Genomic DNA, 13,362 nt, shown 5'->3' on the forward strand with positions numbered 1-13,362 from the left:
AGCCACAGGGTCCGGCACGCCGCAGCCACGACAGGGCTGCGCTAGACTCGCCGGACTCTACATTCTCGCATCCCTGTGCCCCGACGCTACGATCACGACGCTCCCGACGATTTCGAGGACGACTCCACCGAGCAAGGCTCCCGCTGGCAACGCAGGCTGATCGTCTGGGGCCTGGCGGCATTCGCGCTGGCGCTCGGTTTCCTGATCCCGTACACGATGTATCTGAACAAGCAGGTGACCCAGCGTTTCGGGGAGCTGCGCTGGCAGATCCCCACGCGCGTGTACGGCCGGCCACTGGTGCTGGTGCCGGGCAAGGCGCTGGACGCAGCCACGCTGAAGACCGAGCTGGACGCGGCGTCCTACCGTGATGATGGGCTGGGCAAGCTGGCGGGCACCTATCAGCAGGACGTCAGCCGCTTCGTGATTGCCAGCCGTGGCTATATCGACGTGGACGGGCAGGTGCCGGCGCGTCGGATCGAGGTTGCGCTGTCCGCTGGACGGGTGGCCAGCGTACGCGATGCGGCCGACCGCAAGACGCTCAAGAGCGCGCGGCTGGATCCGGCACGCATTGCCACGCTGTACGGTCAGAAGCAGGAAGAGCGCCGCCTGGTGCGCATGGAAGAAGTGCCCGAGCTGCTGGTCACCGGGCTGCAGGCGGTGGAAGATCGCGATTTCAACAGCCACCACGGCATCGACCTGAGCGGCATGGTGCGCGCGGCCTGGATCATGGCGCGCTCCGGCGGCCAGGTGCGCCAGGGTGCCAGCACGCTGACCCAGCAGCTCGCGCGCAGCGGCCTGCTCGGCATCGGCAAGGAACAGACGGTCACCCGTAAGTTCAACGAGATTTTGTATGCGGTGATCATGGAGGCGCGCTACGACAAGCGCACCATCCTGGAGGCGTATCTCAACCAGGTGTACCTGGGCCAGCGCGGCGGGCAGGCCGTGCACGGCGTGTCGTCCGGTGCGGAGCTGTGGTTCGGCCGCGAGCTGGGCTCGATGACCACCGAACAGGTCGCGCTGCTGATCGGCCTGGTCAAGGGGCCGTCGTATTACGACCCGCGACGCAGCCCCGCACGCGCGCTGGACCGGCGCAACTTCGTGCTGGGCAAACTGCGCGAGAACAATCTCATCGACGAGGCCGAGTACAAGCGCGCGCTGGCCGCGCCGCTCGGCGTGCCCAAGGAGCCGGGCCTGGTCGCCGCCAATCGCTTCCCGGCTTACGTGGATCTGGTGCGCCGGCAATTGGCGCATGACTACCCGGAAGGCGTGCTGCAAGGCGCTGGCATGAGCGTGCTCACCGGCATGTCGCCGTCTGCGCAGGCGTATGCCGAAGGTGCGGTGACCGGCACCATCAAGCGGCTGGACAACAAGAAGCGCCCGCCGTTGCAGGCCGGCCTGGTGCTGACCGACGTGCATAACGGCGATGTGCTGGCGGTGGTCGGCAGCCGCGACGTGGCCAAGCCCGGGTTCAACCGTGCCGTGGAAGCGCAGCGCCAGGTCGGCTCGCTGCTCAAGCCCTTCGTCTACTTGCTGGCACTGGCCTCGCCTGACCGTTGGGCGTTGTCCAGCTGGGTCGACGATTCCCCGGTGACCGTGCAGCTTGCCCGCGGCAAGACCTGGTCGCCGGGCAATTCGGACAATCGCAGCCATGGCACGGTGCGCCTGATCGATGCGCTGGCGCACTCGTACAACCAGGCCACGGTGCGGGTGGGCATGCAGGTGGGTCCGGAGCGCGTGGCGCAGTTGATCCAGGTGCTGGCCGGCATCAAGGCCGAGACCAATCCTTCGTTGATCCTGGGCGCCACCGACCAGAGCCCGTACGGCATGGCGCAGCTGTACCAGTTCCTGGCCGCCGGCGGCGAGATCCAGCCGCTACATGCGGTGCGCGGCGTGCTCGATCCGCAGGGCAAGTTACTCAAGCGCTACGACAAGACCCCGGCGCCGGCGCAGGAAGGCGATTCGGTCGCCGCCAACCTGATCAGCATCGGTCTGCAGCAGGTGGTCAGCGGTGGTACCGCGCGCCAGTTGCTGGGCGATGGCCTGGGGCGGTTGTCGCCGGCCGGCAAGACCGGCACCTCCAACGACGGCCGCGACAGCTGGTATGCCGGCTACACCGGCGACCATCTGGCAGTGATCTGGATGGGCAACGACCAGAACGCCGAAACCGGCCTATATGGCGCCACCGGCTCGATGCGGGTGTGGTCGAGCATCTTCGCGCGGCTGCCGAGCGCGCCGTTGAAGGTCAGCGGCAAGGGCCTGGATTGGCAGTGGGTGGACGCCAGCGGCACTGGCGTGACCGATGCAGGTTGCCCAGGTGCGCGCCAGTTCCCGTTCGTGGTCGGCTTCACCCCGGCATACGCGTCGTGCGCCGGCAACGCACCGTCCATCGAAGAGGCGCCTGCCGACGGCAGCGCACCGGCCGAGCAATCCAGCGGCGGCGGCTGGCGCCGGTTCTTCGGCCTGGACAAGAAGACCGAAACGCCCGCGGCCGCACCTGCCTCGCCCCCACCTGCGCACTGACAGGAACGACTCATGATCCGATTGCACCGTTTGCTTGCCCTTGTTGGCGTCCTTGCCGCCCTGACCGCCTGCATCAGCGCGCCGCCCGCGCCACCACCGGCGCCGGTGGACACCACCACCCCGGCGCAACGGCTGGCCTTGATCGAACGCGAAGCCGGCGTCGACGACACCGAGCTGTCGGTGCAGCCGCTGCGCGACCCGCAAGTGGACGATCTGCGCGAAACCGCCAAGGCCAAGCGGCAGATCGGCGACCTGGCGGCGGCGGCGGCGGCGCTCGATCAGGCATTGGGCCTGGTCTCCGGTGACCCGGCGATTCTGCAGGAACGCGCCGAAGTGGCCGTGTTGCAGGGCGATTGGAATGCTTCCGAGCGCTTTGCCAAGCAGGCCGTCGAACTGGGTTCCAAGACCGGCCCGCTGTGCCGCCGCCATTGGGCGACCATCGAACAGGCGCGCCTGGCGCGTGGCGAAAAAGAAAACGCGGCCTCGGCCAAGGCGCAGATCGTCGGGTGCACGGTGCCGGGTGTGAAGCGGTATTGATCGAGCTGCAGGGCGGGTAGCCGGCCTGGGAGTGGGGTGCAACGCGCGCCGCTGCATGTGCTGCGTTGATGCGTGAGGGCGGTTAGGTGGGCATGTGCGAAGTGCTGCTCACAGCCTTGAGGATGCGCACAGTCAACGGCCTGCTATTTGTCTCGTTCGCTCGTGGCTGCCTGGCATGTCATGTGGCTGGTTCGAAACCTTGCCGGTAAGCCGGCAGGTTCTGAGGACCGCGGCGCCCCAAGGCGCGGCGTCGGCAGCCGGGTGCGCATTCAACCTCCAAGCCGGGCCCGTGGCCGCCAACGATTAGCGCCCCACGGCGTGGCCGGCAGTGGCTTGGTGTCACGCCGCCCGAAGCAGGCTCCGCGCCCAGGGCCGTCCTTCAACAGCGTCGCCTCGGGTGCGATCCGCCATGCCCCGCCAAGGCAGCGGCCGCGTACACGCGTTAGGCTGTTGCGTTCCCCACGCTCTCGTCGTCCGTCATGTCCCAACTTGCCACTGCCAGCATCGAGGCGCTTAGCGAAGGCGGGGCGCTCGCGCGCCAGCTCGACGCGTTCGCGCCACGTGCCGCGCAGTTGCGCCTGACCGGCGCCATTGCCGAGGCCTTCGAACAGCGCGACGTGCTGCTGGCCGAGGCCGGTACCGGCACTGGCAAGACCTATGCGTATCTGGTGCCGGCGTTGTTGTCCGGGCTGAAGACCATCGTCTCCACCGGCACGCGCGCGCTGCAGGACCAGCTCTTCCATCGCGATCTGCCGCGCGTGCGCGCCGCGCTCGGCATCGGTCTGCGCAGTGCGCTGCTCAAGGGACGCGCCAATTATCTGTGCAAGTACCGCACCCAGCAGGCGCGGGGTGAACCCCGGTTTGCCAGCCCCGAGCAGGTCACCCAGTTCCAGCGCATCGTCGCCTGGAGTGGGCGCACCCAGTTCGGCGACATGGCCGAGCTGGATGCATTGCCGGACGATTCGCCGCTGCTGCCGATGGTCACCTCCACCGTCGACAACTGCCTGGGCACGGAATGCCCGTTCTATTCGGAATGTTTCGTGGTGCAGGCCCGGCAGCGCGCCCAGGCGGCCGATCTGGTGGTGGTCAACCACCATCTGTTGCTGGCCGATCTGGCGCTCAAGCAGGAAGGGTTTGGCGAGATCCTGCCGGGCGCGCAGGCCTTCGTGATCGACGAGGCGCATCAGCTGCCGGAACTGGCGGCCAATTTCTTTGGCGAGAGTTTCGGCATGCGGCCGTGGCAGGAACTGGCCCGCGATTGCATGGTGGAGGCGCGGTTGGTGGCCGGCGCGCAGGCAAGCCTGCAGGCGCCGATCCTGGCGCTGGACGACGCCCTGCGCGGGCTACGCGCAGGCATGGAAGGCTTGCCGCCGCGCGGTACGCAATGGCGCGCGCTGGCCAAGCCGCAGGTGCGCGAGGGCTTCGATGCGGTGCTGTCCGCGCTGGCGCGCCTGGGCGAGGCGTTGCTGCCGCTGCGCGAGGCCTCGCCGGGGTTTGACGGCTGCACGGCGCGTGCGCAGGAGGCGCTCAATCGCCTGTCGCGCTGGCTGGGCGAAGACGTGCCGGTGCCGGATTTCGAACAGGACCTGCCGGAAACGGTGGACAACGACGTGCTGTGGTACGAGCTCAGCCCGCGTGGCTTTCGTTGCCAGCGCACGCCGCTGGATGTGTCCGGCCCGTTGCGCGAGCACCGCGAAAAATCGCAGGCGGCGTGGGTGTTCACTTCCGCCACGCTGGCGGTGGGCGGGGAGTTCGACCACATCGCCTTGCGGCTGGGCTTGAACGACCCGATCACCTTGTTGCAGCCCAGCCCGTTCGATTGGGCGCGTCAGGCGCTGTGTTATCTGCCGCCAAATCTGCCGGACCCGGCCGCACGCGGCTTCGGCACGGCGCTGATCGCCGCACTGCATCCGGTGCTGGAAGCCTCCAATGGCCGCGCGTTTTTGCTGTTTGCCTCTCACCGTGCGCTGCGTGAAGCCGCCGAAGCCCTGCGCGATGGGCCGTGGCCGTTGTTCGTGCAGGGCGAGGCGCCGCGCGCGACCTTGCTGCAGCGTTTCCGCACCTCGGGCAATGGCGTGCTGCTCGGTTCGGCCAGCTTCCGCGAGGGCGTGGACGTGGTTGGCGATGCGTTGAGCGTGGTGGTGATCGACAAGCTGCCGTTCGCCGCACCCGACGACCCGGTATTTGAGGCACGCCTGGATGCGATCCGCCGCGATGGCGGCAATCCCTTCCGCGACGAACAACTGCCGCAGGCGGTGATCGCGCTCAAGCAGGGCGTGGGCCGGCTGATCCGCAGCGAAACCGATCGCGGCGTGCTGGTGTTATGCGACCCGCGGCTGTTGAACAAGGGTTACGGGCGTACCTTCCTGAATTCGTTGCCGCCGTTTTCACGCACTCGCGAGATCGATGATGTGCGTGCGTTTTTCGGCGCGGGGCCCGAGGCTGGGCAGGCCGGATCAGAGGTTGCGACGTTGCTGCCCGACTGAGCAGCGGTTAGTGGCGATTGCGTCGCTGCGCGTGGATGGATTCGCTGCGAAGACTGCTGCAAGTACGCATGCCGAACTGTGCCAAAGGCGCTGCCGACAGCGGCAGTGCAGCACTGTCGCCGCTGATGCAAATCTTAGAGCAGCTATCAAAACGACTGCGCAGCCGCTAGGCGGGCGCGGCCGGTGCTCGGAATCGGCATGTGCCCCCGTTCACTCCGGTTCCTCCGCGCCGTCCGCACCGACCTGACTACTGCTCGCTACGTTTTGTTAGCCGCTCTTAATCAGTGCTGCTGCGAGCCTCCCGTCACCGCAGCACGTGGCGTCATCCATCGACACAGACGCCCGTCGCATGTCGGCCGCCGCCAACCCGCTACGACCCGGCTCACGCCCCGACTCGGGCGCCCCAGGTCGATCAGTTAAGCTTTGCGTCTCTCCGGGCCCCGATTCCCGGTCCCTGATTCACGGTTCTCGCCCATGAAAATCCTCGCATTCGAAACCTCCACCGAGGCCTGCTCCGTCGCGCTGCATGTCGATGGAGCCGTACGTGAGCGCTTCGAACTCGCGCCACGCCGGCACGCGGAGCTGGCGCTGCCCTGGGCCGAGCAGCTGCTTGCCGAAGCCGGCATCAGCCGTCGCCAGCTGGATGCGATTGCAGTGGGCCGCGGGCCCGGTGCGTTCACCGGCGTGCGCCTGGCGATCGGCATCGCGCAGGGCATTGCATTGGCACTGGATCTGCCGGTGCTCGCCATCTCCACCCTGCAGGTCTTGGCACTGCGCGCACCGGCCGAGGCCACCCATGTGCTGGCCTGCATCGATGCGCGGATGGGCGAGGTGTATGCCGGGCTGTTCGAGCGTCAGGGCGATGCGCTGCTGACGCTCGGGTCCGAAGTGGTCTGCGCGCCGGAGGCCGTGCTGCTGCCGCAGAGCGCGCCGCAGTGGGCCGGCGTCGGTACCGGCCTGGCTGCCGGCGAGATGCCGCTGCAGCAACGCTTCGCCGGCCGGCTGTCCAGCATGGATGCGGCTGCGCTGCCACATGCCGCGGACCTGCTGACCTTGGCGCTGCCTGCAGCGCTGCGCGGCGAGGGCGTGGCACCGGAGCGGGTGGAGCCGGCCTATCTGCGTGACAACGTCGCGCTCACCTTGGTTGAACAGCAGGCCGCACGCGCAGCGAAGGCGGCGGAGGTTCGACGTTGATGGACAGCGCAACGGCACAGGCGCGTTTCCGCGGTTGCCTGCTGGGGCTGGCGGTGGGCGATGCACTCGGCACCACGCTGGAATTCTGCGCGCCCGGCAGCTTCACCCCGATCACTGACATGCACGGCGGCGGGCCGTTCGCCTTGCGCGCCGGGCAATGGACCGACGACACATCCATGGCGCTGTGCCTGGCGCACAGCCTGCTGTATCGGCAGGGCTTCGACGCCGCCGATCAGATGAACCGCTATTGCAACTGGTACCAGCACGGCTATCTCAGCAGCACCGGCACCTGTTTCGATATCGGTGGTACCGTCCGCCAGGCGCTGGAGCGCTATCTGGATGGCGGCCCGGCTTTCAGCGGCAGCGACGACCCGCGCGCGGCGGGCAACGGCTCGCTGATGCGTCTGGCCCCGGTGGCGATGTTTTACGCGCGGCGTCCCGAGCAGCTGGGCGAGCGCGCCGCAGACAGCTCACGCACCACCCATGCCGCGCCAGAGGCGCTGGATGCGTGCCGCCTGTTTGCGTTCCAGCTGCGTGCTGCGCTGCTCGGCAGCGGCCGCGATGAGGTGTTGCAGCCAGCAGCGTTGCCGTCGCAATCGCTGGTGACGCCTGCAATTGGCGCGCTGTTGGTGCGCGTGCACGCATCCGTGGCACGTGCGCAGATCCGCGGCACCGGCTACGTCGTCGATGCGTTGTCGGCGGCGTTGTGGTGCTTCGCCACCACAGACACCTTTGCCGATGCAGTGCTGCGCGCCGCCAACCTCGGTGACGACGCCGACACCACCGCCGCGATCTGCGGGCAACTGGCCGGCGCGTTCTACGGCATCGACGGCATTCCGGCGGCCTGGCGTGAACGGGTGCAGGATGCCGCCGAGATCGTCGCATTGGCCGATCGCCTCTACGAAGCAGCGCAGGCGCTCTGACCGCGGTTGCGAAGCGCTGGTAGCCAACGAGGCGATCGATCGCCCGGCGTGCTGCATCGTCGCCGTGTGCGTGTGCGCAGCGATTGATTGGGCGGCCGGTCGCCACACATCGACGCGCGCTGCACTCCTGCGCGCAACGTGGGCACCTCTCAATACGCTACCGATTCACCAGCAGCGCGTGCCCAGGCAGTGCCCATGCAGCCCCGCGCGTATGCACGCTCAGCGGTCGTCGTGCAATTCGCCGCCGGGTAGGAACAACCAGGTGCGGGTGACCTGCAGGATGTCGACATCGTCTTTGCTGCGCGGCAGCGGCGGAAACGGCTGCGCCAGTTGCACCACCCGCAAGGCGGCCGCATCCAGCACTGGGGTGCCGCTGGAGACCAGTACACGGCTGCTTTCCACGCTGCCGTCGCGGCGCACGCCCACGGTGATCACCACCTTGCCGCCCAGCCGGCGGCGGCGCGCTTCGTCAGGGTAATTGAGGTTGCCGACCCGTTCGGCGCGGTCCACCCACGCGCGCAGATAATTCGCGTAGGCGTACTCGCGGGTGCTGGCGGACACGAACTTGCGGTTGGGACGCTTGGCGTATTGCTCCGAGCGCAGATGCACCTCGGCCGCCAGCCGCGCCATCTCGGCATCGCGCTGCACGCGTTGCGCGTCGGCAGGCGAGAGCCGGTCGGTCTGCGGATTGGGTTGCGGGGTTGGCACGGCCTGTTCGCCGCGGCGGCTGGACACCACCCGCGTCTGCGTCGGCAAGGGCGCCTGCACGGTGGTGGCACGCTGCGCCTGCGGCGCCAGCCCGGTGCGGTCTTGCGGCACCACGCCCGGTTGGCTGTCGCGCGGGCGCTGCGCGGTGTCGTGGTTGCCGCCGCCCTGCTGGTTGGCCTGGGCCAGGAAGTCGGCCTGCTTGGGCGTCAGCGGAGTGCTGGTCTGGCTGAAGATCACATCCAGGGTCGGCACCAGCGGTGCGTCTTCGCTCACCGCAAAGCCCACGCCCAGGATCAGCAGGCCATGTAGCAGCAGCGAGATCACCAGCGTCGCGGTCAGACGCTGGCGTTCGTCCATCGGTGCAGGCAAGGCCGCGGCCGTGCTCATTGCGCGGTGCCGGCCTCGATCGCATCGAACAGCAGCCCGGCAATATTGAGCCCGAACTGCGCATCCAGCTCGCGCACGCAGGTGGGGCTGGTGACGTTGACTTCGGTGAGGTAATCGCCGATCACGTCCAGGCCCACGAAGCGCATGCCGCGGCGTTTCATTTCCGGGCCCACCTGCGCGGCGATCCAGCGGTCGCGCTCGGACAACGGGCGGCCTTCGCCGCGGCCGCCGGCGGCCAGATTGCCGCGGAACTCGTCGCCCTGCGGAATGCGTGCCAGGCAATAGTCCACCGGCTCGCCGTCCACCAGCAGGATGCGCTTGTCGCCGGCAGTGATGTCGGGAATGAAGCGCTGCGCCAGGGTCAGCTTGCGGCCGCCATCGGTCAGCGTTTCCAGGATCACGTTGAGATTGGGGTCGACGGTGCCGCTGCGGAAGATCGAGCGCCCGCCCATGCCGTCCAGCGGCTTGAGCACCGCCTGGCCATGCGCGAGCACGAACGCCTTCAGTGCGGCCGCATCGCGGCTGACCAGGGTCGGCGGGCAGCACTGCGGGAACAGCAGCGCGGCCAGCTTCTCGTTGTAGTCGCGCAGGCCCTGCGGGTCGTTGACCACCTGGGCACCGGCGCGCTGCGCCACGGCCAGCACCTGGGTGTCGTAGATGAACTCGGCATCCACCGGCGGGTCCTTGCGCATCAGCACCACTTGGCCGGGACCGAACACCAGCTCGGCGAACGCGCCCAGGGTGAACCAGCTGGACGTGTCCTCGCGCACGCTCAGCGGCGCGACCTGCGCCACGGCGCGTCCTTCGTGCAGGCTGAGTCCGCCGGGGCGCACATAATGCAGCCGGTGACCACGGCGCTGGGCTTCCAGCAACATGGCGAAGGTGGTGTCTTTGGCGATCTTGATGGAGGCGATGGGATCCATCACCACAACGACGTCGAGCGACATGGGGCTAAACCTTTAGAACAAGCTGCCGATGGTAACTTCAAGCGGTGGGCGATGGCGCGCCCGGCGGGTTGCGAATGCGCGACTTGCCGGTCCAAGGGCGCCCTGCTGCGGTCGGAACGTCCGCCTGGCGGGGCCCCGGCAACGCACCCTTGACAGTCGATGCGGGTCTTGGGATATACATGTAGTTTCGTAGCGACGTCGGAAGGGATGAAGCGTCGCGCGCCCGGGGATATTTGCATGACTGAAAACATGGCTGCGGGTGGGGAACTCGCAGGACTGAAGGTGATGGTTATCGATGATTCGAAGACCATTCGCCGCACTGCCGAAACGCTGCTCAAGCGCGAAGGCTGTGAAGTGGTGACAGCGACGGACGGATTCGAGGCACTGGCCAAAATTGCGGACCAGCAACCTCAGATCATTTTCGTGGACATCATGATGCCGCGCCTGGATGGGTACCAGACGTGCGCGTTGATCAAGGGCAACCAGCTCTTCAAGTCGACGCCGGTGATCATGTTGTCTTCCAAGGATGGCCTGTTTGACAAGGCACGCGGCCGCATCGTCGGCTCCGAGCAATATCTGACCAAGCCATTCACCCGTGAAGAACTACTGAGCGCGATCCGTACGTACGTCAACGCCTGACCAGGGGGAAAGGCAACATGGCTCGAATCATATTGATCGAGGACTCGCCCACCGACCGGGCAGTCTTCAGTCAATGGCTGGAAAAAGCTGGCCATACGGTCGTCGCCACCGACAACGCCGAAGAAGGACTTGAGCTGATTCGCAGCCAGGCGCCCGATCTGGTGCTGATGGATGTGGTGCTGCCCGGCATGAGCGGCTTCCAAGCCACACGTGCACTTGCGCGCGATCAGGCAACCAAGGACATCCCCGTGCTGCTGGTCAGCACCAAGGGCATGGAAACCGATAAGGCCTGGGGATTGCGGCAGGGTGCAAGCGACTACATCGTCAAGCCGCCGCGCGAGGACGATCTGATCGCGCGCATCAAACAACTGGTGCGTTGATGCGTTCTCCATTCGACATTCTCGAAGACTACGAGCGCCGTAGCCTTGCGCATGCCACGCCGCTGCCGGAACGTCAGTTCTCGGCCGATATCTGGCGTGGCGTGGGGTATCGCGTCGGCACTCGCCGGCTGGTCTCGGATTTCCGCGAAGTCGCCGAAATCGTGCCGATGCCGCCGGTGACGCCGGTGCCGGGCGCGCAGCCCTGGCTGCTGGGCGTGGGCAACCTGCGCGGCAACCTGTTCCCGGTGATCGATCTGAAGCAGTTCCTGGAGGGCCGGCGCACGGTGCTGCAGGAAGGCCAACGCGTACTGATCATGCGTCAGAGCGGCGGCGACGTCGCGCTGACCATCGATGAGCTGTACGGCCAGCGCAGCTTCGAACAGGCGCAGGCGGTCGAACCGGGCGAGTTGGCGCAAGGCCGCTATGCCCACTTCATCGATCGTGCTTTCCGCAACGAGACGCAGGACTGGGGTGTGTTCTCCCTGGCGTTGCTGTCACGCACTCCTGAATTCCGGCAGGCCGCGGCCTAAGCCGCGACCCCGCCACGTCATACAGATCGAGGTCGAACCATGAGTACCGCCCCGGACGCCCGCAAGACCAACAAGCTCGGCAGCGTCAGCACCAGCTTCTGGCTTGGCCTGCTGGTGTTGTCGATGATCGTGTTCGGCGCCAATACCGGCGTCGCCACCTGGCAAGGCAGCCGCCTGGCTGGTGCCAGCACCGGCGCGGCCGACCTGCAGGTGCTCTCGCAACAGCTGGCCAACCAGGGCCGCGAAGCGGTCTCCGGTGACGCCAAGGCCTATGCCGCGTTCAAGGAGACCAAGGGCCGCATCGACAGCACGGTCAGCGAACTGGATGGCCGCTACGGCCAGGAAGGCTCGGTCTCTGGCGCGATGGCGCAACTCAAGTCGACCTGGGTGCCGCTGAGCAAGAACGCCGACCAGGTGATCGCCAGCGAACCGGCCGTGCTCGGCCTGGCCGGCAATGCCGACCGCTTCTCCGGCAGCGTGCCGCAGCTGCAGGCGCAGTTGAACGAAGTGGTGCGCGCAATGACTGTCAGCGGCGCGCCCGCCTCGCAGATCTACAACACGCTGCAGCAGGTCGTGGTCGCCGGCACCATGGCGCGCCGGGTGACCGAAATGCGCGCCGGTGGCGCCAATGCGGCGTCCTCGGGCGACGCGCTGGCACGCGACTCGGTGGTGTTCACGCAGATGCTCGAAGGCCTGCGCGCCGGTAACGACGAACTGGGCATTGCCGCGGTGCGTAACCCGGCCGCGCTGTCGGCACTGGAGCAGTCGCAGGCGCAGTGGACGACGATGAAGAAGGACGTCGACGCCATTCTGGCCAGCTCGCGCAATCTGTTCGCCGCGCAGTCCTCGGCCGCGGCGCTGACCGCCGGCTCGAGCAAGATGCTCGACGACAGCAAGAAGCTGTTCGATGCGTTCTCCGCGTTCGGTTCGGTGCGCGACACGCGCCTGTTCCCGAACTTCTGGCTGGGCGTGGTCTCCGGTTTGCTGGCGCTGCTGGCGATTATCGGATTCGTGTGGAGTACGGTGCGTGCGCGCTCGCGCGAGCAGGACGTGCGCTACCAGTCGCAGGTGGAATTCAACAGCCGTAATCAGCAGGCCATTATGCGGTTGCTGGACGAAATCAGCTCGCTTGGTGAGGGCGACCTGACCGTGAAGGCCTCGGTGACCGAGGACATGACCGGCGCCATTGCCGACGCAATCAACTACGCCGTGGACGAGCTGCGCCACCTGGTGACCACGATCAACGACACCTCGGCCAAGGTGGCCGTGTCGACCGAGGAAACCCAGGCCACGGCAATGCAGCTGGCCGATGCGGCCGGCCAGCAGGCCAACCAGATCACCACCGCTTCCGAGCGCATCAGCGAAATCGCCGCCAGTATTGAGCAGGTGTCGCGCAACTCCACCGAGTCGGCCGAAGTGGCGCAGCGCTCGGTGGTGATCGCCGCCGAGGGTGCCGGCGTGGTGCGCGAGACGATCCAGGGCATGGACCAGATCCGCGACCAGATCCAGGAAACCTCCAAGCGCATCAAACGCCTGGGCGAGTCTTCGCAGGAGATCGGCTCGATCGTGGAACTGATCAACGACATTTCCGAGCAGACCAACATCCTGGCACTCAACGCCGCGGTGCAGGCCGCCTCGGCAGGCGAGGCCGGTCGCGGTTTCGCGGTCGTGGCCGACGAAGTGCAACGCCTGGCAGAACGCACCTCCAGTGCGACCCGACGCATCGAAGGCCTGGTCCAGACCATTCAGGCCGATACCAACGAGGCGGTCAGCTCGATGGAGCAGACCACCTCCGAAGTAGTGTCCGGTGCACGCCTGGCCGAAGACGCCGGCACCGCGCTGACCGAAATCGAGCGCGTGTCCAACGCACTGAACAACTTGATTAAGAACATCTCCATCGCCGCGCACCAGCAGTCCGCTGCGGCGGCGGACATCACACAGACCATGGGCGTGATCCGTCAGATCACCAGTCAGACCTCGCAGGGTGCAGGCAAGACGGCCGCGTCGATCGGCAATCTGGCCCAGCTGGCGGCCGATCTGCGCCGTTCGGTTGCCGACTTCAAGCTGCCGGCGTGACCACGACGCGGAACGGGAAAGGATCAGCAGATGGC

At 67.2% G+C, this 13,362-nt stretch carries 11 protein-coding genes and 1 other RNA gene; 10 read left to right on the forward strand and 2 right to left on the reverse strand.

The features are described 5' to 3' along the window. The first annotated feature begins 75 nt into the window (after positions 1-75). The 6 genes from mrcB to QRM60_RS11360 all read left to right on the forward strand — a co-directional run bounded on the left by mrcB (position 76) and on the right by QRM60_RS11360 (position 7,660). The gene (gene mrcB, locus QRM60_RS11335) at positions 76-2,520 is read left to right on the forward strand and encodes a penicillin-binding protein 1B (RefSeq protein WP_115556541.1); all 2,445 of its coding nucleotides are present in this window, start codon (positions 76-78) and stop codon (positions 2,518-2,520) included. A gap of 12 nt (positions 2,521-2,532) precedes the next feature. Next, positions 2,533-3,057 (forward strand): hypothetical protein, encoded by a 525-nt coding sequence (locus QRM60_RS11340; RefSeq protein ID WP_115573392.1) that lies wholly within the window; start codon positions 2,533-2,535, stop codon positions 3,055-3,057. Positions 3,058-3,536: 479 nt separating this feature from the next. After that, the gene (locus QRM60_RS11345) at positions 3,537-5,543 is read left to right on the forward strand and encodes an ATP-dependent DNA helicase (protein ID WP_115556540.1); all 2,007 of its coding nucleotides are present in this window, start codon (positions 3,537-3,539) and stop codon (positions 5,541-5,543) included. Positions 5,544-5,741: 198 nt separating this feature from the next. Next, a non-coding RNA gene (locus QRM60_RS11350) (sX9 sRNA) lies at positions 5,742-5,816 on the forward strand. Between the two features lie 201 nt (positions 5,817-6,017). Continuing rightward, positions 6,018-6,737 (forward strand): tRNA (adenosine(37)-N6)-threonylcarbamoyltransferase complex dimerization subunit type 1 TsaB, encoded by a 720-nt coding sequence (gene tsaB / locus QRM60_RS11355; protein ID WP_115556539.1) that lies wholly within the window; start codon positions 6,018-6,020, stop codon positions 6,735-6,737. Next, positions 6,737-7,660: an ADP-ribosylglycohydrolase family protein gene (locus QRM60_RS11360; RefSeq protein ID WP_115556538.1), complete on the forward strand. Its 924-nt coding sequence runs from the start codon at positions 6,737-6,739 to the stop codon at positions 7,658-7,660. The genes tsaB and QRM60_RS11360 overlap by 1 nt, the downstream gene beginning before the upstream one ends. Before the next feature lie 219 nt (positions 7,661-7,879). Here QRM60_RS11360 and QRM60_RS11365 read toward each other — a convergent pair whose 3' ends face one another. Together QRM60_RS11365 and gshB are read right to left on the reverse strand one after the other, a co-directional pair. Beyond that, entirely contained in the window at positions 7,880-8,755 is an 876-nt protein-coding gene (locus QRM60_RS11365) for an energy transducer TonB (protein WP_115556537.1), read from the reverse strand. Further along, complete coding sequence (gshB, locus tag QRM60_RS11370) at positions 8,752-9,702, reverse strand: glutathione synthase (RefSeq protein WP_285446231.1); 951 nt, start codon at positions 9,700-9,702, stop codon at positions 8,752-8,754. Before gshB ends, QRM60_RS11365 begins: the two co-directional genes overlap by 4 nt. 237 nt (positions 9,703-9,939) lie before the next feature. Here gshB and pilG point away from each other — a divergent pair, with 237 nt between their 5' ends. From pilG to QRM60_RS11390, 4 genes are read left to right on the forward strand one after another with little or no spacing between them, the layout of a single operon-like run. Continuing rightward, complete coding sequence (pilG, locus tag QRM60_RS11375; RefSeq protein ID WP_011038048.1) at positions 9,940-10,341, forward strand: twitching motility response regulator PilG; 402 nt, start codon at positions 9,940-9,942, stop codon at positions 10,339-10,341. Positions 10,342-10,358: 17 nt separating this feature from the next. Next, on the forward strand, positions 10,359-10,721 hold the full coding sequence (locus QRM60_RS11380; RefSeq protein ID WP_011038047.1) for a response regulator: 363 nt from the start codon (positions 10,359-10,361) through the stop codon (positions 10,719-10,721). After that, positions 10,721-11,251, forward strand: a complete 531-nt coding sequence (locus QRM60_RS11385; protein ID WP_014508568.1) for a chemotaxis protein CheW — start codon at positions 10,721-10,723, stop codon at positions 11,249-11,251. The genes QRM60_RS11380 and QRM60_RS11385 overlap by 1 nt, the downstream gene beginning before the upstream one ends. Before the next feature lie 39 nt (positions 11,252-11,290). Continuing rightward, complete coding sequence (locus QRM60_RS11390) at positions 11,291-13,327, forward strand: methyl-accepting chemotaxis protein (protein WP_011038045.1); 2,037 nt, start codon at positions 11,291-11,293, stop codon at positions 13,325-13,327. The last annotated feature ends 35 nt before the right edge of the window (positions 13,328-13,362 follow it).

Source organism: Xanthomonas sp. fls2-241-TYG-148 (genome assembly GCF_030208815.1).
In the GTDB taxonomy this organism is placed as follows: domain Bacteria; phylum Pseudomonadota; class Gammaproteobacteria; order Xanthomonadales; family Xanthomonadaceae; genus Xanthomonas; species Xanthomonas campestris.